Genomic DNA, 20,604 nt, shown 5'->3' with positions numbered 1-20,604 from the left:
GCGCCGGATGCCTCGCGGGTTATCGTTTTCAAACCACTATCCAAAGACATGTCCCTCAACAACGTCCCCCCAGGCAAGAACGTCCCCGACGCCTTCAATGTCGTCATCGAAATCCCGATGAACGCCGACCCGATCAAGTACGAAGTGGACAAGGAATCGGGCGCCATTTTCGTGGACCGTTTCATGACCACGGCCATGCACTACCCCACGAACTACGGCTACGTGCCGCAGACGCTGTCGGGCGACGGCGACCCGGTGGATGTGCTGGTGATCACGCCTTACCCCCTGTTCCCCGGTGTTGTCGTGCCCTGCCGCCCGTTGGGCATCCTGATGATGGAAGACGAGGCCGGCGTGGACGGCAAGGTCATCGCCGTGCCCACCTCCAAGGTGCTGCCCATGTATGACCACTGGAAGACCATCGACGACGTGAACGCCATGCGCCGCAACGCCATCGCCCATTTCTTCGAGCACTACAAGGACCTGGAAAAGGGCAAGTGGGTCAAGGTGCTGGGCTGGGAAGGCCTGGACGCCGCCAAGAAGGAAATCACGGACGGCATCGAGGCCTACAAGAAGTCCGGCAACGCCTGATTCCCGCACCCGGCCTCCGCACCGGCCGTTCGTGCCGGATTGGAGGCCGTGGAGGCCGCCAGCGATTGATGGTAAAGCGCTGGCAGCTATCAAAATAGAAGCAATTGGTGAAAGCGCACAGGTTCCTGGCCTGTGCGCTTTTTTCATGGCCGGGGGGCGGCACGCCCGCGCGGTGCCGGTCTGCCGCCCCCGGTCCCGTCTGTCATGGTCCCGCAACACGGCCGTCCTAGGCTCTGGCGCTTTCCTGGTTCATTCATTCATTCATTCCATTCAATCAACGGCCCGGCAGGGCGGGAGCGGCGGCGATGGCACTGGTGCATTCATGGCGGCGCATGGCCGTGGGCGTGGCAACCGCCGTGGCGATGGCGGCTGCATTGGCGGGCTGCGGCGGCAACGGTGACGATGGCCGCGCACAGCCCATTGCCTCGCTGCGGCTGCTGGGCAGTGCGTCACTGCCCACGGGCACGGTGTTCGAAGGGGTCGAGTTCGGCGGCATCTCGGGTCTGGACCGGGCGGCGGACGGCAGCTACTGGGCGATCTCGGACGACCGGGGCGGCGAGCGGGGCACGCCGCGCTTTTACAACCTGGGCATCGACTACGGTGCCAGCGGCAACGTCACGGTCAAGATCAACCGCCAGGCGAACATGCTGCGCGAGGACGGCACGCCGTTCCCCGCCACGGCCCGCACGGTGGACCCCGAAGCCATCCGCACCGCACCGGACGGCAGCCTGTACTGGGCCTCGGAAGGCAACTGGAGCCCCACGGCCGCCAGCCGCTTCCAGCCGTTCGTGCGGCAGATGACGGCCCAGGGAGCCTTCGTGCGCGAACTGGCGATGCCCGCCATGTACCGCTACGTGGACAACGCCACGGAAGGCGCGCGCAGCAACAAGGTCTTCGAGGCGCTGGCGGTGGCACCCGACGGCACGGTGTACGCGGCCAACGAGGACGCGCTGGTCCAGGACGGGCCCCTCACCACGCTGCAGGCCGGCAGCGTGGTGCGCGTGACGGCCTTCGACCCAGGCACCGGCCGGCCCCGGGGCCAGTACGCGTACGCCTTGCCCCCGATTCCGGTGGACGCGGCGCCGGGCGCGCCGTTCGGGCCCGACAACGGCCTGTCGGACCTGCTGGCCGTGGGCAACGGCCAGTTCATCGCGGTGGAGCGTGCCTTTGCCTCGGGCGTGGGCAACACCATCCGCCTGGTGTGGACCGAGATCACCGGCGCCACCACCGATGTGATCGGCACCCCGCGCCTGGCGGGCGCCACCTATGCGCCCATGACGCGGCGGGTGCTGCTGGAGATGCCGCTGGCCTACCAGGGCGTGAAGCTGGACAACATCGAGGCCATCACCTGGGGCCACACGCTGCCCAACGGCCACCGCACGCTCGTGCTGGCGGCCGACAACAACTTCACGGCCGACACCCAGGCCAGCCAGTTCATCGTGTTCGAGGTGCTGCCGCAGTAGCGCCTGGGAGCGGCGCGCGGCGCCCGGTTGAGGCGCCCGGCGGCCGCCCGGTGCCCGCCGGCATGGCGTGGGCAGCTATCGAATTGGAAGCGTCTGGAGGCCGCTGCGGCCGCAGGCCGCGCCCGGCGTGGACGCCGAAACCGTGAAACACCTGAGAGAAGATGCCGCGCCGGACTGATAGACTGGCTCAGCATTTTGTTACAAATGGGGGCGGCCGTGGCGGCGCCCTCCGGAAGGGTGATTCATGAAAATTTCCGACCTGCGCATCGGCGTCAAACTGGGCGTGGGATTCCTGTCGCTGGTGCTGTTCACGGCCTTGCTGGGCGCCATCGCGCTGGTGCAGATGTCGCGCATCCATGCCAATGCCGACGAGATCGCCACCAACCTGCTGCCCAGCGTGTCCCAGACCGGCGAACTGCGGGTGCTGCTCAACCGCATGCGCCGCTCGGAGGCGGGGGTGGTCACCGCGCGCAACGCGGCCGAGGTCAAGGCGTTCTCCGAACAGGTGGCCGCGCGCCACAAGGACCTGGACCGCGTCGAAACCACGTACGAAGCCCTGATCGACATCCCCAGGGAGCGCGAGGTCTACGGCGCCTACAAGAAGCGCAAGGCCGCCTATGTGGAGCTGCAGGCCAAGCTGATGGACATCGCCCGGAACGTGGACTTCAGCACCACCGAAACCCTGGAGCTCACGAGCGACGCGCTGGGCATGCTCTATGCGGGCGAGTCCGAGGCCGCGTTCGTGGCCACCGCCGAGACACTGGGCGAGCTGCAGAAGATCAACACCGAGGCCGCGCAGCAGGCCAAGGAGGATGCCTACCAGGTCTTCTCGCTGGCGCGTATCTGGGTGCTGGGCACGCTGGCGGTGTGCGTGGCGCTGGCGGCGGTGCTGGGCATCGGCATCACCCGCGCCGTGACGGGCCCTGCGCGCCATGCCGTGCAGGCCGCCCGTGCGATCGCCGGGGGCGACCTCACCTCCGAGGTGCCGCCCGGCGGCAAGGATGAAATGGGCCAGTTGCTCACCGCCCTGGGCGAGATGCGCCACAGCCTGGCGCGCGTGGTCTCGGGCGTGCGCGGCAACGCCGAAGGCGTGGCCTCGGCCAGCTCGCAGATCGCCTCGGGCAACAACGACCTGTCGGCCCGCACCGAGCAGCAGGCCTCGGCGCTGCAGCAGACGGCCGCCTCGATGGAAGAGCTGGGCTCCACGGTGCGCCAGAACGCGGACAACGCGCGCCAGGCCAACCAGCTGGCGATGAGCGCCTCCACCGTCGCCCAGCAGGGCGGCGACGTGGTGGCCGAGGTGGTGGACACCATGAAGGGCATCAACGACAGCAGCCGCAAGATCGCCGACATCATCAGCGTGATCGACGGCATCGCGTTCCAGACCAACATCCTGGCGCTCAACGCGGCGGTGGAGGCGGCCCGCGCGGGCGAGCAGGGCCGGGGCTTCGCCGTGGTGGCCGGCGAGGTGCGCAGCCTGGCCGGGCGCTCGGCGCAGGCCGCCAAGGAAATCAAGGCCCTGATCGGCACCAGCGTGGAGCGCGTGGAACAGGGCACCGCGCTGGTGGACAAGGCGGGCGCCACGATGAGCGAGGTGGTCGGGGCCATTCGCCGCGTGACGGACATCATGGGCGAGATCAGCGCGGCCAGCAGCGAGCAGAGCCAGGGCGTGTCGCAGGTGGGCGAGGCGGTCACGCAGATGGACCAGGCCACGCAGCAGAACGCGGCCCTGGTGGAAGAGATGGCGGCCGCCGCCAGCGCGCTCAATGCGCAGGCCGGAGACCTGGTGAATGCGGTGGCGGTGTTCAAGCTGGAGGCCGGGGCGCAGCCCGGAACGGCGGCGCCGGTGCGGCCCCCCGCCGCGGCCCGGCGGGTGGCGGCGGCACCCCCGCCGCCCGCGCTGGCCCCGCGCGGCGGCACGGCGGCGGCACGGGATGGCCATCGCAACGGCACGGCCCCTGCCGCCCACCTGCCAGCCCCCCGGCCCGCGGCCCCGCCCGCCCCCAAGCCCGCCGCCGCCGCGCCGGCGGGCAGCGATGACGATTGGGAAAGCTTTTGAGCGGGAGCCTGCGAAAAGTGCAAGCCAAATGGGCTGCTAGCGCTTGATACCCGAGCGCTGGCAGCTATCAAAAACAAAGCACGCGGGAGGAGGAGTCCTCGGGCGTACTTTTTTTCTTGCGCGGGCGGCTCAGCGTTCCGGGTCGGGGTAGATCAGCTGAAGCCCCGGCAGGCCCGGCCGCTCGAAGGGCTGCCACATGGCGTCCGGCCCGTGGGGCTGTGCCAGCCGGTCGGCCACGGCCCACCAGGCGCTGGGGTTCAGGCCGATGCCGAAGTGGCTGGCGACCACCTCGATGTTCTCGGTGTGGGGGTTGTGCGCGGCTGGCGACTGGATGCTGCCGCGCCAGGCCACCACGCCGTCGGTGCGCGAGTAGATGCTGGTGGTGGGCACGGGCGGGGCCTCGGGCAGGTTGTAGCTCTCGGTTTCGCGCTCGATGCTGCGGCCGCTGGCGAACTGGTAGATGCGCCACGCGTTCGTGGAGGTGTGCGGGCCGGCGAAAGGCGTGCCCAGCGTCACCACGCAGCGCACCAGGCCGGGCATTTCCTTGGCCAGCTCTCGCGCATAGATGCCGCCCAGGCTCCAGCCCACCAGGCTCACCTTGCCGCCGCTGGCCTCGCTGGCCTCCTGCAGCTGGCGCTTGGCGGCTTCCAGCACGCCGTCCCTGGGGCCCAGGTTCAACCCCTGGCCCCAGCCCTGGGTTTCGTAGTTGCGCGACTCCAGGTAGCGGCGCAGCGGAACCGTGGTGGCATCCCCCGCCGTGAGGCCGGGGAACACGATCACCGTGTGGCCATCGCCCAGCGGGGCACGCTGCAGCACGGGCCAGGCGGGCAGCACCGCGCCAAACTCCCAAGGGGCCCGCAGTTCCAGGGCCAGCAGCGGCAGGCCTGGCGGCGGGATGTCGGCGGGATCGGTTTCTTTCTTGCTGAAGAAGGGCATCGGTTCATCATTTCAAACAAAGCGGGGCGCCATGTCGTGTGGCTTGCGGGTGTGCCGTGCAGGGCCTTCCAGGAAAAGAAGGGAAGGGCCGCACGGCGCACCGTGGGCGACGGTAGCATTTTTTCGAGGGCGGGCAGGGCGCCCGAATGGAGCTAGCTCTCCAATTCCAGGCCGCGATGCCTGCGCTGGCGTCCCGGGGACGGCGGGCCCCGCGCCGCGAGGCAGGTCCTGGCCATCGCCGGCTGCTATGCTGCTGTGCCCGCGCCCGCACGCATCCGCGCGGCCCGCCCCGCCTGCGGGAGACCGTCCAGACGTTCCTCGGCCCCTCCATCCCTTGCTTTCCGAAAGCCCGCGCCATGATCGCAGCCCCTGCCTCCTCGTCCCGTCCCGCCGCAGCGGCCACCGCCGCCGCGCCTGCGGGCGAGTACCTGACCTTCCGGCTGGGGGCGGAGGAGTACGGCATCGACATCCTGCGGGTGCAGGAAATCCGCTCCTACGAGCAGCCGACGCGCCTGGCGCATTCCCCGGTTTTCATCAAGGGAGTGATCGACCTGCGCGGGCGCATCGTCCCCATCCTGGACCTGCGCCTGAAGCTGCAGTGCCCCGAGGCAAGCTACACCGAGTTCACGGTGGTCATCATCCTGGACATCGGCACGGCCGTGGTGGGCGTGGTCGTGGACGCCGTGGCCGACGTGGCCTCGCTGACCGCCGACCTCATCAAGCCCGCCCCCCAGTTCGAGCGCCAGGGCCATGTGGACCCGGCCTTCATCACCGGGATTGCCAGCCTGGGCGAGCGCACGCTGATCGTGATGGACATCGAGGCGCTGCTCAGCAGCGAGGAGACCGGGCTGATCGCCCAGGTCGCCAGGTAGGCCCGCAAGGCCTCCCGGCGGGGGCCTGTGGTTTATCGCCCTCACGGCGTTCGCAAACGTAACAGAACGCGCTATGCTGGGTGCCAGGGGCCCCGGCCCGGACCGTGCGCGTGCACCGATTCCAGGGCGGCGGGCCCGCCCTTGGGACGTGTTGGTCTTCCGCCGGGAGTTCTCTCATGGTTCGCGGCTCCGACTCTGCTGATTCCCGCACTGCCCGCCCGTGGCGCGGTGCCTGCCTGCACGGGCCCCGCATCGCCCGCAATCCCGCTCTCCTTCGCCCGCGCGCGCCATGGCGTCATCGCCTCGGCGGGCGCCCCGGGCTGCCGTCCAGTTCCCGGTCCCCTTTCTCTTTCCCCACTTCAGGAGCGCTGCCATGAGCCAGTTCAAGATATCCACGCGCCTCGCCGGCTTGCTGGCGGCGCTGTGCCTGCTCGTTTTGCTGGTGGGCGCGGCGGGCCTGTTCGGCATGGGGCAGTCCAACGCGGGGCTCAAGTCGGTGTATGACGACCGGGTGGTGCCGCTCAAGCAGATCAAGGTGGTCGCGGACATGTATGCGGTCAACGTGGTCGATACCGCGCACAAGGTGCGCGACGGGGCCATGACGCCTGCCCAGGGCCAGCAGTCGGTGGCCGATGCGCGCAAGGCGATCGACACCAACTGGAAGGCCTACCTGGCCACGCACCTCGTGCCCGAGGAAGCCCAGCTGGTCGAGCGCTTCAAGCCCCTGCAGGCCAAGGCCGACGCGGCCGCCGACACGCTGACCGGCCATTTCCGCTCGGGCGACACGGCGGCGCTGACGGCGTTCGCCGCCAAGGAGATGTACCCCGCCATCGACCCGCTGCAGGATGTGCTGGGCCTGCTCATGCAGGTGCAGCTGGACCGGGCCAAGGCCGAGTACGACCGGGCCGAATCGAGCTTTCAGGCGATTCGCGCCGTCGCGCTCACGGCCGTCGTGCTGGGCATCGTGCTGGCGGTGCTGATGGGCGGCGCCATGATCCGGCAGATATCGCGCGCCCTGGGCAATGCGGTGCAGATCACCGATTCGGTGGCGCGGGGCGACCTGACGGTGCCGATCGATGCGCGGGGCAGGGACGAGATCTCCCTGCTGCTGGGCGGCCTGACCACCATGCGCGACAACCTGGCCCATGTGGTATCGGGGGTACGCGGGAATGCGCAGGGTGTGGCGTCTGCCAGTGCCGAGATTGCGTCGGGCAACAACGACCTGTCCAGCCGCACCGAACAGCAGGCCAGCGCGCTGCAGGAGACGGCGGCGTCGATGGAGGAGCTCAGCTCCACCGTCAAGCAGAACGCGGACAACGCGCGCCAGGCCAACCAGCTGGCGATGAGCGCATCCACCGTGGCGGGGCAGGGCGGCGATGTGGTGTCGGAGGTGGTCGAGACCATGAAGGGCATCAACGACAGCAGCAAGAAGATCGCCGACATCATCAGCGTGATCGACGGCATTGCCTTCCAGACCAACATCCTGGCGCTCAACGCGGCGGTGGAGGCGGCGCGCGCGGGCGAGCAGGGCCGGGGCTTCGCCGTGGTGGCGGGCGAGGTGCGCAGCCTGGCCGGGCGCAGCGCCGAGGCTGCCAAGGAGATCAAGGCCCTGATCACCGCCAGCGTGGAGCGCGTGGAGCAGGGCTCGGTGCTCGTGGACAAGGCCGGTGTCACCATGACCGAGGTGGTGTCCTCCATCCGCCGCGTGACGGACATCATGGGCGAGATCAGCGCGGCCAGCAGCGAGCAGAGCCAGGGCGTGTCGCAGGTGGGCGAGGCGATCACGCAGATGGACCAGGTGACGCAGCAGAACGCGGCCCTGGTGGAGGAAATGGCCGCGGCCGCCAGCAGCCTGAGCCAGCAGGCCCAGGGTTTAGTGGATTCTGTGGCTGTGTTCAAGCTGGATGCATGAACGCTACCCAGCAGCTAGCTGTGAAGAGTCAAGAGGTTGTTTCCCGTTGGATCGAGTCTGGCCATGGGCACCAAGCCACCAATGCCACCGTGCGGCCGGTGCCAGTTGTAGTGATGCTGCCAGCTTGCCAAGGCCACAGTTCGCTCAGCTGAGTTCTGGTAGCTCCAGCCATAGGCCCACGCGCGCAGCGCCGATTGAATGAATCGCTCTGCCTTGCCATTGGTCTGGGGTCGATAGGCCCGGGTGAACTTGTGCCGGATTCGCAGACAACTTCGTGCGCGTCGTGAGCCCGCACGCGAAAAATCACGCTGCGGTCGCTCAGGCGTTCTGCCCAGCCGCGCAGCCGCAGCGGCGAGCCCGGAGGGATCGGCCCCAGGTGGCTGCCGGTGCCGTCATGCGAGTTCAGCAGGATGATTTCGTTGGCCTCGCAGCCGTTGATCTGGCTGGCGTGTCGCAGCCGCAGCATGTGCTTGGTGAAGTCGCGCCGCCCTTCCTGCCGCACGCGGGTCTGGCACGCCATGAAAGGCTGGACGCTTCGCCGCGCAGCTTGTGCAGCACTGTCGCCGTAGGGATGTCGCTGTAGCGGTGCGAGCTGCTGTCGTGCGGGGCCGCCGTGAAGATGGATGGGTCCACCGTCCTGATCTGGTCATCCGACAAGGGCTGTTCCAAGCGCAGCACCGGCGAATACGATGCGAAAGGGGATGCGAGTTGCATGTCTTTCTCCAATGAGGTTGGCTGTTGAAGAACCCGCGCCGGATTTCTAGATTCAGAGCTCTCCCCGGGCTTCCGGTGGTGTCGGCGCAAAGAACCAGGTCGACCTCGTTGTCACCGTCTTTCCTGAGTTCATCGCCCGAGACGTCAGGAGCCCGTGGACAGGGGCCGTCAAGGAAACAAGCGCCGGGTTGGTGCGGCCCGCAGGCGCCAGTCGAGGACACGGCCCGGCGCGTCTTGACGGCACATGGCCGGGGGCTACAGTCGCGGACAAGGTGATGGACTCGAGAATGACGGCGAGTGCGGCAAGGGTCGATGTCGGCGCCGGCACCACGCAAGCGAAGCGCGCAGCGCCGCCAGGCGCGTAGGCCGATGAGGCGCAGCCTTTTTCGGCGGTCTTGAAGGGGCGCCAAGCGCAGCGCGGCGGGGATGGGACCGCATGGCCGATTCCCTGGAGGCAAGCGCAGCGCATAGGCCCGCAGGGCCGAAGTCCCCGGCATCGGATGTAGCAAAGAAAAGCGCCGCGCCCGCAGCGAGCGGAGCTTGGACAAGGGCGAGCCTTGTAGTTTGGACATGCTCTTAATCGACCCCAGGTGGACGATACCTTGCATGCCTACTTCGCGCAGGTCGGTGACTCTATACCCGGCTTATCACAGGAACTCCGAAGAAATTCACGTGGATACCGATCATATGGGTGGTGGACAGCCGGCGTGGCGGGCTATCGCCTTCGCCCGGGGCTGCTGCATCTTGCGTTCAGCGGACCGGTAATGGGAGGCCTGACCACAGCTCGTTCAGGTCTGAAAACTTCCATTGGTCCGGGTCCTCCCGGGCCGCGATCTTCTCCGTGCAATTGGGGTCGACCAGATCGATGACGGTGGGCGGAATGCGCATGTCCGACTTGGTAGAGAAAAAGACCTTCACCTTGGGCGAGGTCAGTGATTTCTGCCCCTGCTCGACCACCACGCCAAGGCGACCGGAGCTCAGCCGCACGAGCGAGCCCACCGGGTAGATACCGATGCTCTTCACAAACGCCTGGAACAGGCGGGGATCGAAATGGCCTTTGGTCCACTCGGCCATGCGGCGCAGCGACTCCGCGGGGTCCCATCCGCGTTTGTAGGGGCGGTCGGAGGTGATGGCGTCGTAGACGTCGCAGATAGCTGTCATGCGCGCGATCAAGCTAATCTCTTCTCCCTTGAGTTTGTCAGGGTAGCCCGATCCATCCATCTTCTCGTGGTGGTGACGGCATGCGTCCAGAACGGCGTCTTCCACGCTGCCTCCCTCCTTGAGCAGGAGGTAACCCTGCTCGGGATGGCTCTGGATCACGGTGAACTCTTCATTGGTGAGCCTGCCTGGCTTGTTGAGCACGGCCAGAGGAATAACCGCCTTGCCCAGGTCATGCAGAAGCCCCGCCATCCCGGCCACGCGCGTGTGCTCCTCGTTCAGGTTAATCTGCTTGGCCAGTGCCACCATCAGCGCGCACACCGCTACCGAATGCATGTAGGTGTAGTCGTCGGCCGTCTTCAGGCGAGCCAGGCTGATCAGGGCGCTTGGGTTGCGGGTGACCGAGTCCGAAATTTCTTCGACCAAGCTGCGGGCGTTCTCCGCGTTGACCGCCTTGCCCATGCGCGCCTCGCTGAACATCGAGACCATGGCCTGCCTGGCCTCGCCGCAGATCGAGGCCGCCGCTTGCAACTCGCTGTGCATGCTGGCGGCGGCCCGGCCACGCGCGCGCCGGGGTGCAGGGGGAGGCGAGGGCGGGGAAGGTGGGTCCACCTGCAGAGGCGGCAGCTTGTCGAGCATGCCGAAATCGGTCTCCACCTGGAAGTCGGCCTCCTCGCGCGAGACAGATCGCACACCGGCGGCCACGTCAAACCCTTTGGATGTGTCGATCCAGACCTCCTCGATCGAGGCTGCCTTGATGCGCGCCAGATCCTTGGAATCCTTAAGGAGGAACTTGGCCCGCCAGAAGGGGTGGTCCATCCAGGAGCCGCAGAAATCGTGCACGTACATGCCCAGGTCGAGGTGTCCAATGTGGATTCTTTTTAGCATGATGAGTTTCGGAACATGGGCTCGGCACTGCGTGCACCTTGCCCACGGTTGGTGGTGGCACCGGTTGGACCGCTCTCTGGCTACACTGAGTGCGCATTGAAGCGACGTTTTGTATCGCCCGTTCAGGTACGTCTGGCTGCTGCGACCACATCAGACATGCCCGGTGAAAACACGATGCTGCGCCCGCGGCCCTGTGCTTTTGCGTGGTACATGGCGAGGTCAGCGCAGCGCAGTAGCTCTTCAGGCCCTTGTGCGTCTACGGGGTACATCGCTATGCCCATGCTGCAGCCGGTCTTGACCGGGAACCCATCGACTGTGCGAGGACGCGACAGCGCCGCTACGAGTTTGTCTGCAACTAGGACTGCATCGGAAAGTTTCTCGATGTCCCGCAGCAGAACGACAAACTCGTCTCCGCCAATGCGTGCAACGACGTCGCTGGCCCGGACTTGCGCCTTAAGAACTGCGGCTATTTCCGCCAGCAAATGATCCCCGATGGCATGCCCGAACGAGTCGTTGACCGACTTGAAGCCATCAAGATCCAGAAGCAGCAGTCCCACCTGTCGGCCAGAGAGCCTAGCGGCTGAAAGAGACTGATGGAGACATTCAGTGAGCAGCCAGCGATTGGCCAGTCCAGTCAGAGCGTCGTGCGTTGCCTGGTGCTGCATCTGCCGCTGGGACTGTTTGGTCTCGCTGGTGTCACGAACAAAAGCGATCGTACCGGTCTGACCTTGGTCATCAACGCGACTCAGCGCAACGTCTACGGGTACGTTGCGACCGTCTTTTCGCAGCAGGGTCAGATCGCCTGCGGCTCCCATGGCCCGCCGCTTGGGATCCTGGAGGTAGACCACTCTGCTTTCCACATGCAGTCTGCGAAGGTCGGCTGGCAAGAATAGCTCGATGGGCTGTCCAATCAGTTCGTAGGCCTGGTATCCAGACAGGTGGCACAGGGCTTCATTCACGAGTGCGATTGCACCGCTGTCCGATACAAAAAGGATGCCATCAGGCGCTTGAGAAACAATAAGGTCGGAAAGATTCATACGGAGGCCAATGGATTCTTCGCGGTGTCTGGACCGCCTCGTTGCTTGCCTGTCAGGGAGCAAGGAGCTCGGCCGCGTTTACCGCGCCGTTCCATGTTCCAGGAGAGGCGCGACCCGCAGTCTGGCTTGCCGCACGCCGCCCGCTGACAGTGCTCATCGCTGGTGGGACAAGGATCGTCAGCTAGGCCCGTGGTGGCATTGATGTCCCGGCGGATTCAACGCGGCAACTGCTGCGGATCAGAAGTTTGCCCATTCTCCAGTGCCTTCGCTTGCACCGGAGGTGGCGGCTGCAGCCTTCACTGGGCGTGTACCCGAGATGCGTGCCACGCCGAGATTGCTGCTGCGGTCGGCTTTGCGGCGCTCAGCGGGGATGAGGCGTGGCGCCGCTGCGTGCGTCCCATCGAGCTCTGGTAGCTGGAATACGGCAACGGCTTGCACGAGTTGCTCGGCCTGCAGCTGCAGGCTCTGCGCGGCGGCGGCGCTTTCCTCGACGAGGGCGGCGTTCTGCTGCGTGACCTGATCCATCTGTGCCACCGATTGGCCCAGAGAGCTCACGCCGGTGCTTTGCTCACGGCTCGCGGCACTGATCTCGCCCATGATGTCGGTTACGCGACGGATGGAGTCCACGATTTCCTGCATGGTGTGGCCTGCTTGGTCCACCAGCGCTGAGCCTTGCTCCACCTGTGAGACGCTGTCGGTGATCAGGGTCTTGATCTCCTTCGCGGCTTGCGCGCTGCGCTGGGCGAGACTGCGCACTTCGCTCGCTACCACAGCAAAACCTCGCCCCTGTTCACCGGCGCGGGCCGCCTCCACTGCGGCATTGAGCGCCAGGATGTTGGTTTGGAAGGCGATGGAGTCGATCACACTGATGATGTCGACAATCTTCCTGCTGCTGTCGTTGATGCCCTTCATGGTATCCACGACCTGGTTAACAACTTGGCCGCCTTTCACTGCCACCTGGCTTGCACCCACGGCCAACTGGTTGGCCTGGTTGGCGTTGTCGGCGTTGTGCCGCACAGTGGTGCCAAGCTCTTCCATGGTGGATGCCGTCTGCTGTAGTGCGCTGGCCTGTTCTTCGGTGCGTTGGCTCAGGTCGATGTTGCCGGTGGCAATCTGTGTAGAACCGGTGGCAATCGAGTCCGACGCGCCGCGCACCTGGCCCACGATTTCTGCGAGCTTGACCTGCATCGACCCCAATGAAGCCAGCACGCTGCCGCCGTGGGCATTGCTGACACCGTGCACAGGACTCAAATCGCCATTGGCCACGCGCTGTGCTGCCTCCCCGAGTTCGGCCGGTTCGGCTCCCAGTGCGCGGGTCAGGCTGCGGGTGATGAGTGTGCCAGCAAGGGCGGCGGCCAAGAACGCCATCACACATGCTGCCAGCAGCAAATTGCGCTGCACCGCAAAGCGTGCGGCTGACTCCTCCGTCATTTCGTCTGCACGCTTGTTCGTCACGCTTGCATATTCGCTCGTCTTGTTGATGAGTGCGGCAAGCAAAGGTCGACATTCGTCATTCATCTTGGCGATGGCCTCGTCACGCTTGTTGTTCAGCGCCAGATCCACGATGGCGAGGGCAACGGGGCCATAGCGTGCCTCAATGGCGTCCATTTCGGCCACCAAGCCACGCGCTTTCTCGCTGGCGTCGTCCGCCGTGGCGATCATCCTCTTGAGCTTGCCCAGCCGCTCCTTCACGTCCTCCTGGGCTTTGAGCACTTCAGCCTTTTCTTCGGCCAGCTGGTCGGGCTTGGTTACCAGGACCAGGTTTCGCGCAGCCAGGGCGCGCCGGTCAACCGCGGTGCGAACGCTCTGGGCCATGTCGCCGCGGGCATTGATGCCCGTGACATAGTGCTCGAAGGCACCATTGGCATCTGACAGGGCCTTCCAGGACAAGCCCGAGATCAGCAGCACCAGAATGGCAAGCCCCCCGAAGGCCAGGGTCAGCTTCGCGCGCACTGTCATGTTGTGAAAGTTGTTCATGGAAAATTCTCTTAAATGGTTTCGGTAACACCGCTTTGGACGTGGTTCATCAATTGGGGAATGTCCAGAAGCAGCAAGGTGCGCTCCAGGCCCTCTTGCGTGATGCAAGCCAGCCCCTGGATGTAGTGGGCTTCTTCGTGCTCGCTCAGCGCGGGCATGGCGCGCAGTTGGTCTTCCTGCAAGGCAACTACGTCCGATACTGAGTCGACAACCATTCCCACGGTTTGCTGTCCGTCCGGGGTGATCACCACGGTGACGGTGGCGGCATCAAATTGGGCCTCTAGTCCAAGGCACACGCGCAAGTCGAGTACCGGTACGCTCACCCCGCGCAGGTCGAGAATGCCTCGCACGTAGGGTGGCGATCCAGCAATGCGTGTCGGTTGCTCATAGAAGCGGATTTCCTGGATCCCCAGAATGCTGACACCGTAGGTTTCTTGGCCTAGGCGAAATGCGAGGTACTCCCCGGCCGTCAGCACGGTGCTCGAACGCATGTGAGGGGCAAAATGAGTGCTATCTGAATTCATACCTGTCATCTCCATCGGGTGAAAGTGATTTCCAGTGATTGTAATGATGAAAATGATAAATACAAGTGGTTTTGTCACTTTTCTTGTGGCTAGAGATCTTTATTCATCGTTTTTGCCGAATTGAAGAATCAATTCCGATGCTCTGGATTGCTGGAGTTGAGGCGGCCACGGCTTCGGGATGCGGGCGGCGAGGCGCTTCTTTCATGTCCCGGAAAGTGGGTGCTCGTGAGGCAGGTGCCAGCGCCGATGCGGCGGTGATATGCGGGTTGACAGGTGGTCTTCGAAAGCCTGCAGGCGCAGGTTTCCTGTCGAAGCTGTTCGCTGCAACTCAGGAGCGAGCGTGGCTTGCTGTTAAAGCTCGGCCGGCATGGTTACGCTGGCGCCGCGTGCGGGCAGGATGATGTGGAACACCGCGCCGCCTTGCCGCACGTTCTCTGCGTAGATCTGCCCGCCCAAGGCCTCTACGATCTTCTTGCAGATGGCCAGGCCCAGGCCCGTACCACCCGAGCCGTCCTTGGTCTTGCTTGACTGCTTGAAGGCCTCGAAGATGGCGCTGAGCTCTTCGTGCGGGATGCCCGGGCCGTGGTCGCGCACGGCCAGCCGGATCTGGCCCCTGCGGTCGATCCTGCCCAACAGGGTGATGGACGATGCCTCGGGAGAGAATTTGATGGCATTGGCAATTACATTGCGGATCACCTGCTGGAAACGCACCGGATCGACCTTGGCCGTGAGCGGCAGGTCGCCAAGCGCTACTTCCAGGTGCTGCTTGCGCTGGGCCAGCAGTGGCTCCAGCTCGCGCAGCACGGGGAGGATGACGCCACGCAGATCCACCCGCTCCAGGTGGAAAGTGCCCACGGTACTCTCCAACTTGGCTACGTCCAATAGGTCGTTGACCAGCGAAAGCATGCGTTCGCCGGAGCGGTGTATGTCTTCGAACATGCCGGCTGTACGGGCATCCGCCTTGCCACGCAGCATGCCCAGTTCCGAAAACCCCATGATGGATTGCAGCGGTGTGCGTAGCTCATGACTCATGTTGGCCACGAACTCGGATTTGGAACGAGACGCCTCCTCTGCGGCCTCGTGCGCCTCGCGGGTCAGCCGCTCGGCTTCGCGGAAGTCGCTGATATCCATCAGCGTGCAGAGAATACCGGTGGCCCGTCCGCGGGGATCTATCACCACCGCTTTCGTCACGCGCGTATCGCGCCAGGATTTCCCACCGTAGAGCACGCGGGTCTCGAACATCACCTGGCCGCCCTGGTGCTGCAACTGCCTATCTGCAGCCTGATGAACGGCGGCCTCTTCTGAGGGCAGGAAGTCCGCTAGGCGTAGCCCTATCACGTCTGCGCGCTGGCGCCCCTTGTATTCCTCCCAGGCGCGGTTCACCAGTACCAGGTGGCTCTGCATGTCGGTCATCGAGATCGGCAGGGGGTTCATCTCCAGCATCAGGCCGCGAAATTCCAGCTCGGCCTGGAGGCTCTGCTGTGCGACCCAGCGCTCTGTCACGTCCACCGCACTGCCCGCGAAGCCTATGACTGCGCCCTCGTCGAGCAGCGGCACCAGTGCCACGTCGAACAATAGTTGGCGTCCATTTTCGATATGCATCATGGCCTGGCAGTTGCGCACACCGCCCGCTTCGCCGTTGGCAAACAGACCTTCCACCGCAGGCCTGCTGCCGGGCTCCACCAGTTCCTGCAGCGGACGGCCTATGGCGGCAGATTCGCTGCCACCAATCAGCGATGCCAGGCGTGCGTTGACGAAGGTGATTCGTCCCGCGGTGTCGGTGCGAAAGATGACCTCCTGCACGCTGCGCATTAGCACCGCGAGCTCGCGTTCACTGTGTTCAATGCGGATCTGGGCCTGTCGGGAGGCGTGGCTGGCGGCCTCCCGTGAGCGAAGGCTGCGCCATGCCACGAGGGTAAGCAGCAGCACCACCATGGTCGCTGCGCAACTGAGCCAGATGTAGTCCTGTGATTCGGTCCACCATCGGGTGATCGCGGCATCCAGTGGTTCCTCAACGAGAACAACAAACGGCTGCGTCCTGGACAGGCGGAATGCGACGATCTGGTTGCCACCACCCAGTCCCTGGCCCACGTAGCTGCCATGCTCGCGCGAGGGGAGATCCCCGCGAAGTACGGGGATGTCGCTGGCCTGTCCGCTGCGGAGTGAAGTCTCTTGAGAGGTCGCGAGAATCTCTCCGTCATACGATGCGATCGCAGAGTTGAAGCCGACCTGGCCTACGGCCAACTGCTGCTGATTGGCCAGCGAGTCGGGGTTGATCAGCCCGATCAGCAACAGGTCCTGGCCATCGGGCGTGACGAATTTGCGCATGAGCGGAATGAAGCCCAGGCCCGTCGGGGTGGCGCCTCGCGGTGCGTCGGCGCGCAGGCTACCCACCCCCCGGCCCGCGATCCAGGGACCAAAGGTGGTCTTGCCCTTCTGCGGGCTCGGCCCCAGTTTGCGAAGATCAATGGTCACCCCCGACTCCTGCGGCGAACTGCTGGCGATGACCAGCCCTGTGGCATCGGAAACCAGAATCGTGCGCAAGAAGGGGACACCTGCCAGCGCCTCTCGCAGGAATGCCTCGGTGCGCGGCAGATCGGCCCCGGGGGCGTGCAATGCATTGGCATCGCTCATTGTGGCGAGGATGAAGAGGCCGCTTTCCACCGTGCGGGTTGTCTGGTCTTCGAGCACGCGCGCCAGGAGCTCGGCTTTCTCAGTGTCCGAGGCGATGGCCTTGGTGCGGTCGTTCAGGGTTATCCAGGCCGTGGCCGCCAGGATGCCTGCCACGAGCAGCAGGCCGCAGAGGAGCGCGGTGTTGCTCCCTTTGCGGCTGAGCTTCACTAGGCCCTGAGCATGGCGCCACGGTGCACCGCGAGTGAAGGACTGTGCCATGTCAATGTACAACGATCTCGGTCAGCCCGTGCCTGGCTGCCGCAGCATCGAGCCGGCCGTCACGCTTGATGCGTGCCACGAAGTCATCCATGGTCTTGAGCCAGGCATCGCCGCCAGGTTTCACGGCATAGGCATAGGGCAGCACGAACACCGGCTTGGGCGGTGACACCAAGCGTGCCCAATCGGCATTGTCGAGCAAGCGCCGGCTGTAGGGGAAGTCGGTCATGAACACGTCCACCCGGCCACCTTCGAGCTCCCGTTCGCGCGTGGTGGGGGGAGATATCCTCACCAGCTTGGCATGCGTGAGGCGCTCGCCCATCACAGGTTCCATGAAGGTGCCTGCCTGGACTGCTACCAGCACGCCGGGCTGGTCGATGTCGGACCATTGCTTGATGACGGCATTGCTCTTGGTTGTGATGCCGTAGATGTCACTGCTCAGGTAGGGCTGGGTGAATCTGAGGTGGGCCATCCGCTGGGGCAGCATGCCGATGGCGAACATGCCCACATCACAACGGTCCGCCAGCAGGTCTTCGACCAGGGTGGCAAAGGACGACTCGACGTACTCTATTTTCGCTTTGAGGTCCTTGCCCAGCTCGGCCGACAGATCGATGTCGATCCCTGACAGTTGCTGGGTGCGCGGGTTTCGAAAGGTGATGCCGTAGTAATCTGGCCAGATGCAGACGCGCACGGCCTGCCGGGCCGATACCTTTTCCTGCGCCGGGCCGGCCAGAGCGGGTCCGCAGAACATCAGGCTGGCAAGTGCGCTTGTGAAGGCGATTCGAAGGATGAAAGGCATGGCGCTATCCTGGTGGTAGGACGATTCAGGGGGCGTCAGGGGGCGTCGATCAGATCGGCGAAGGTGGGGCGTTGCTCCGTGATCTTGCTCCGCAGAGTGTCCAGATGATCGAAGTGCTGGACGAAAGTGTCCACGATCACGGGGTCGAACGCCGTGCCGCGCTGTTCGATGAGCATGGACAAGGCCTTTTGCGGGCTGAATGCGGGTCGATAGACGCGGTCCATCGTCAATGCATCGTAGAAATCCACGACTGCCGTGATGCGGCCTGACAGCGGAATATCCAGGCCTGTCAGCCCGCGGGGATAACCCGTGCCGTCGTAGCGCTCGTGGTGGGTGAGGGCTGCCTCTGCTGCTAGGCGCAAGACAGGCACGCGGGAACTACCCAGAATCTGGGCCCCCGTGGCTGCATGGCGTTTCATGACTTCGCGTTCGTCGTCGGTGAGCGGTCCGGCTTTCTTGAGCACATGGTCCGGCGTGCCGATCTTGCCGATGTCGTGCATGGGCGCAGCACGCCGCAGCATGCTGGCAAAGCTCGGCGCCGATCCCAGCAGCAGCGCCAGCGCTTCGGCCAGGAAACCAATCCGGATGATGTGCACCGAGGTGTCGTCGTCGCGAAACTCGGCGGCTGTGCACAGGTGCAGCAAGGCCTCATGGTGAGCTCGGGTGACTTCGCGCAGTGCCTCGTTGCGCTCGCGGTACATGTGCCCGAAGTCTTCGATGAAGCGCTCCATCTGCGCGGCTGCAGCTTCATCAAAACACCTCATCGCGCCTGCTGGCAGTACTTGCGCGCGCTCCAGGGCGTGCGTCATACAGTTGCCTCCAGTCGGTAAACCATCTCCAGCACCTGCAAGGTGCTGAAAGGCTTGACAAGGTAGGCGTCTGCACCCGCTTTCATCCCGTCGCGCCGGTCTTCAGCCTGGCCGCGTGCCGTGAGCATGATGACTTTGGTGTGCTTGAGCGCGGGATTGCCTTTGATGCAGCGGCAGACTTCCAGACCCGACAGGGTGCCGGGCATCATGACGTCCAGCAGTACCACGTTGGGCGAGTGGGTGCGGGCCATTTCCAGCCCCATATCGCCGTTGGCAGCTTCATAGATTTCAAAATTCTCAAATTCCATGGTCATGCGCAGCAGCTTGCGGATGTCGGCGTGGTCTTCGACGATAAGTACTTTTTTCATGAGGTGCCCGTTGAAGTTGTTGGTCTATTGATGAAATATGCCAGAATTGCCCTGTTATTGAATCATATAGATCATTTAAATCATTTACAATGCCGTTTAATAAAAATTATTTGCAAGTAAAATGGTGTAGCGATGAAAAATGAAAAATCTCTAGACGTTTCTCCCCCCGCTGACCAGCTCACCACCTTCGAGGCTGCGCGGATGCTCGGAATGGCCGTGCGTTCCGTGCAACTGATGGTGGATCGCAACGAACTCCAGGCATGGAAGACGCCGGGAGGGCACCGGCGTATTTCGCGCCGCTCTGTGGAGCAGTGGTTGCGCTCGCGCTCTGGCGGATCTGCGCCTGCGGCTGATGCGCAGTTTTCAGCTGCCGCAGCACATGAACCTTTCAGGCACCCAGTCATACCGATCCCGGAGCTTGCAGATGGGCGAGTGCAGGCGCCTGGCGATATGAAGGTGCTGCTGATCGAGGACTCCATCCACTTCCAGAACCTGGTGTCTTTGTTGGTGGAGCGGCACTTTCCAGCATGGCAGCTGCACATTGCCAATGACGGCATTACGGGGCTGGCGATGTATGGGCAGATTCAGCCCGATATCCTGATCGTGGACATTCTGCTGCCCGGAATCGATGGAGCGACCCTCATCACCACGCTGCGTTCGCACCCCCAGTTCGCCAGGAGCCGCCTCATCGTCGTGACCTCGCTGGATGAATCCCAGCGTGCCCCCTATGCGTTTGCGCTGCAGGGGGTGAACCTCATCCACAAGCCACGGCTAGTGGCCGAGCTGCCCCTGCTTCTTGCCCAGAGTGCGGAAGTCAGGGCAGCTTCCTGAGCACAGCGAGGGTTCTATGACCAACGCGTCTGTTGTGTCGGTTCGGCGCGTGTTGCTGGTGGAAGACGACGCCTCGATTGCACGCTTCATCGACATGGCGTTGGAAGACCAAGGGGTGGATTTGACCGTGTGCGGTGACGTGAAAACTGCCTTGGCCCAGCTGCAAAAGGGGCCGGTGGGGCTGGTCATCACGGATCTGATGCTGCCCGGTTTGTCTGGCTTCGATCTGGTGGACCGGCTGCATCACGAGCCTGCGCTTCGCGGGGGCGCCAAAGTGGTCATCTTCAGCGCTGGCATGAGCGTGGACAACCAGCATCGGCTTGAAGGCCGCAGCATATGGCGCATCCTGCGCAAGCCGGCGTCGGTTGCCCAATTGCAGGCGTGCGTTCTGGATGCTTTTGTGGGACATGACAGTGCCCCGCCACCCCTTTCAGGTGTACCGCCGGAGCATGCCGCCTCCAGCAGCGTGGAAAGCGACGCCATACATGCTTATTTTGGTGGCGACGCCGCGCTGTTTCGCGCATACCGCGCCAAGTGCCTTGTGCAGTTTGCAGATGACCTGGTTGCGGGTGATGCCGCCTTGCAGTCGAGCGACCTCGTGGCGCTGCAGCGCCTGTCTCACAGTCTGGCCACAGTGTTCCGCACCTTGGGCTGGGCAGAGGACGGCCGGGTGGCAAAGCGACTGGAAGCGCTTGCGGCTGCCGGTGACGGACAAGCCTCAGCCACCACCTGGGCCCAACTGCGCCCACGGCTGCTCGGCTGACGCGCCGACGCGGTGCA

The 20,604-nt window shown here is 64.6% G+C and carries 16 protein-coding genes and 2 pseudogenes; 7 read left to right on the top strand and 11 right to left on the bottom strand.

All coding sequences use genetic code 11. The features are described 5' to 3' along the window. Positions 1-48: 48 nt before the first annotated feature. The 3 genes from ppa to AC1RVY_RS18805 all read left to right on the top strand — a co-directional run bounded on the left by ppa (position 49) and on the right by AC1RVY_RS18805 (position 4,110). Positions 49-588 carry an inorganic diphosphatase gene (ppa, locus tag AC1RVY_RS18815; RefSeq protein ID WP_218297607.1) on the top strand — a complete coding sequence of 180 codons (540 nt, stop codon included), beginning with the start codon at positions 49-51 and terminating at the stop codon, positions 586-588. Positions 589-893: 305 nt separating this feature from the next. Further along, complete coding sequence (locus AC1RVY_RS18810) at positions 894-2,051, top strand: esterase-like activity of phytase family protein (protein WP_492253456.1); 1,158 nt, start codon at positions 894-896, stop codon at positions 2,049-2,051. Between the two features lie 244 nt (positions 2,052-2,295). Then, on the top strand, positions 2,296-4,110 hold the full coding sequence (locus tag AC1RVY_RS18805; RefSeq protein WP_492807680.1) for a methyl-accepting chemotaxis protein: 1,815 nt from the start codon (positions 2,296-2,298) through the stop codon (positions 4,108-4,110). 129 nt (positions 4,111-4,239) lie between these two features. Here AC1RVY_RS18805 and AC1RVY_RS18800 read toward each other — a convergent pair whose 3' ends face one another. Next, positions 4,240-5,046: an alpha/beta fold hydrolase gene (locus AC1RVY_RS18800; RefSeq protein WP_218340960.1), complete on the bottom strand. Its 807-nt coding sequence runs from the start codon at positions 5,044-5,046 to the stop codon at positions 4,240-4,242. 356 nt (positions 5,047-5,402) lie between these two features. Here AC1RVY_RS18800 and AC1RVY_RS18795 point away from each other — a divergent pair, with 356 nt between their 5' ends. After that, positions 5,403-5,918: a chemotaxis protein CheW gene (locus tag AC1RVY_RS18795; RefSeq protein WP_369642754.1), complete on the top strand. Its 516-nt coding sequence runs from the start codon at positions 5,403-5,405 to the stop codon at positions 5,916-5,918. A gap of 373 nt (positions 5,919-6,291) precedes the next feature. Then, positions 6,292-7,830, top strand: a complete 1,539-nt coding sequence (locus AC1RVY_RS18790) for a methyl-accepting chemotaxis protein (protein WP_492807677.1) — start codon at positions 6,292-6,294, stop codon at positions 7,828-7,830. Positions 7,831-7,844: 14 nt separating this feature from the next. On the opposite strand, the pseudogene AC1RVY_RS18785 reads toward AC1RVY_RS18790, so the two are convergent. The 10 genes and pseudogenes from AC1RVY_RS18785 to AC1RVY_RS18740 all read right to left on the bottom strand — a co-directional run. Then, positions 7,845-8,108 (bottom strand): annotated as a pseudogene (locus tag AC1RVY_RS18785) (integrase core domain-containing protein); the annotation flags it as partial. A 98-nt stretch (positions 8,109-8,206) separates the two neighbouring features. Then, positions 8,207-8,544 (bottom strand): annotated as a pseudogene (locus AC1RVY_RS18780) (DUF932 domain-containing protein); the annotation flags it as partial. 750 nt (positions 8,545-9,294) lie between these two features. Continuing rightward, positions 9,295-10,590 carry a cyclic di-GMP phosphodiesterase gene (locus AC1RVY_RS18775; RefSeq protein ID WP_492807675.1) on the bottom strand — a complete coding sequence of 432 codons (1,296 nt, stop codon included), beginning with the start codon at positions 10,588-10,590 and terminating at the stop codon, positions 9,295-9,297. Positions 10,591-10,712: 122 nt separating this feature from the next. Further along, the gene (locus AC1RVY_RS18770; protein ID WP_492807673.1) at positions 10,713-11,627 is read right to left on the bottom strand and encodes a diguanylate cyclase domain-containing protein; all 915 of its coding nucleotides are present in this window, start codon (positions 11,625-11,627) and stop codon (positions 10,713-10,715) included. 237 nt (positions 11,628-11,864) lie between these two features. Continuing rightward, positions 11,865-13,604: a methyl-accepting chemotaxis protein gene (locus AC1RVY_RS18765; RefSeq protein WP_492807671.1), complete on the bottom strand. Its 1,740-nt coding sequence runs from the start codon at positions 13,602-13,604 to the stop codon at positions 11,865-11,867. 11 nt (positions 13,605-13,615) lie between these two features. Next, positions 13,616-14,095 (bottom strand): chemotaxis protein CheW, encoded by a 480-nt coding sequence (locus AC1RVY_RS18760; RefSeq protein WP_492807669.1) that lies wholly within the window; start codon positions 14,093-14,095, stop codon positions 13,616-13,618. 384 nt (positions 14,096-14,479) lie between these two features. Further along, positions 14,480-17,020: a sensor histidine kinase gene (locus AC1RVY_RS18755; RefSeq protein ID WP_492807667.1), complete on the bottom strand. Its 2,541-nt coding sequence runs from the start codon at positions 17,018-17,020 to the stop codon at positions 14,480-14,482. 1 nt (position 17,021) lies between these two features. Continuing rightward, entirely contained in the window at positions 17,022-17,816 is a 795-nt protein-coding gene (locus AC1RVY_RS18750; RefSeq protein WP_492244988.1) for an ABC transporter substrate-binding protein, read from the bottom strand. A gap of 35 nt (positions 17,817-17,851) precedes the next feature. Next, positions 17,852-18,625, bottom strand: coding sequence for an HD-GYP domain-containing protein (locus AC1RVY_RS18745; protein WP_492244987.1), 774 nt, complete (start codon positions 18,623-18,625; stop codon positions 17,852-17,854). Then, a complete protein-coding gene (locus tag AC1RVY_RS18740) occupies positions 18,622-18,993 on the bottom strand; it encodes a response regulator transcription factor (RefSeq protein ID WP_492244986.1) in 372 nt (123 codons plus the stop codon). The genes AC1RVY_RS18745 and AC1RVY_RS18740 overlap by 4 nt, the downstream gene beginning before the upstream one ends. Positions 18,994-19,125: 132 nt before the next feature. Between AC1RVY_RS18740 and AC1RVY_RS18735 the strand changes: the two genes are divergently transcribed. Both AC1RVY_RS18735 and AC1RVY_RS18730 read left to right on the top strand, forming a co-directional pair. Beyond that, complete coding sequence (locus AC1RVY_RS18735) at positions 19,126-19,824, top strand: helix-turn-helix domain-containing protein (protein WP_492244985.1); 699 nt, start codon at positions 19,126-19,128, stop codon at positions 19,822-19,824. A 16-nt stretch (positions 19,825-19,840) separates the two neighbouring features. Then, the gene (locus AC1RVY_RS18730; protein WP_492807664.1) at positions 19,841-20,587 is read left to right on the top strand and encodes a response regulator; all 747 of its coding nucleotides are present in this window, start codon (positions 19,841-19,843) and stop codon (positions 20,585-20,587) included. Positions 20,588-20,604 lie beyond the last annotated feature (17 nt).

It is taken from the genome of Acidovorax sp. GW821-FHT11A03, from assembly GCF_058809075.1.
Note: the sequence above shows the minus strand (reverse complement) of the source record. Positions and strands in the feature narration are given on the sequence as shown.

Excerpts from the sequence above, each read along its gene's own strand:
- ppa (WP_218297607.1), top strand. The coding sequence starts at position 49 with ATGTCCCTCAACAACGTCCCCCCAGGCAAGAACGTCCCCGACGCCTTC.
- AC1RVY_RS18810 (WP_492253456.1), top strand. The coding sequence starts at position 894 with ATGGCACTGGTGCATTCATGGCGGCGCATGGCCGTGGGCGTGGCAACC.
- AC1RVY_RS18805 (WP_492807680.1), top strand. The coding sequence starts at position 2,296 with ATGAAAATTTCCGACCTGCGCATCGGCGTCAAACTGGGCGTGGGATTC.
- AC1RVY_RS18800 (WP_218340960.1), bottom strand. The coding sequence starts at position 5,046 with ATGCCCTTCTTCAGCAAGAAAGAAACCGATCCCGCCGACATCCCGCCG.
- AC1RVY_RS18795 (WP_369642754.1), top strand. The coding sequence starts at position 5,403 with ATGATCGCAGCCCCTGCCTCCTCGTCCCGTCCCGCCGCAGCGGCCACC.
- AC1RVY_RS18790 (WP_492807677.1), top strand. The coding sequence starts at position 6,292 with ATGAGCCAGTTCAAGATATCCACGCGCCTCGCCGGCTTGCTGGCGGCG.
- AC1RVY_RS18775 (WP_492807675.1), bottom strand. The coding sequence starts at position 10,590 with ATGCTAAAAAGAATCCACATTGGACACCTCGACCTGGGCATGTACGTG.
- AC1RVY_RS18770 (WP_492807673.1), bottom strand. The coding sequence starts at position 11,627 with ATGAATCTTTCCGACCTTATTGTTTCTCAAGCGCCTGATGGCATCCTT.
- AC1RVY_RS18765 (WP_492807671.1), bottom strand. The coding sequence starts at position 13,604 with ATGAACAACTTTCACAACATGACAGTGCGCGCGAAGCTGACCCTGGCC.
- AC1RVY_RS18760 (WP_492807669.1), bottom strand. The coding sequence starts at position 14,095 with ATGCGTTCGAGCACCGTGCTGACGGCCGGGGAGTACCTCGCATTTCGC.
- AC1RVY_RS18755 (WP_492807667.1), bottom strand. The coding sequence starts at position 17,020 with ATGGCACAGTCCTTCACTCGCGGTGCACCGTGGCGCCATGCTCAGGGC.
- AC1RVY_RS18750 (WP_492244988.1), bottom strand. The coding sequence starts at position 17,816 with ATGCCTTTCATCCTTCGAATCGCCTTCACAAGCGCACTTGCCAGCCTG.
- AC1RVY_RS18745 (WP_492244987.1), bottom strand. The coding sequence starts at position 18,625 with ATGACGCACGCCCTGGAGCGCGCGCAAGTACTGCCAGCAGGCGCGATG.
- AC1RVY_RS18740 (WP_492244986.1), bottom strand. The coding sequence starts at position 18,993 with ATGAAAAAAGTACTTATCGTCGAAGACCACGCCGACATCCGCAAGCTG.
- AC1RVY_RS18735 (WP_492244985.1), top strand. The coding sequence starts at position 19,126 with ATGAAAAATGAAAAATCTCTAGACGTTTCTCCCCCCGCTGACCAGCTC.
- AC1RVY_RS18730 (WP_492807664.1), top strand. The coding sequence starts at position 19,841 with ATGACCAACGCGTCTGTTGTGTCGGTTCGGCGCGTGTTGCTGGTGGAA.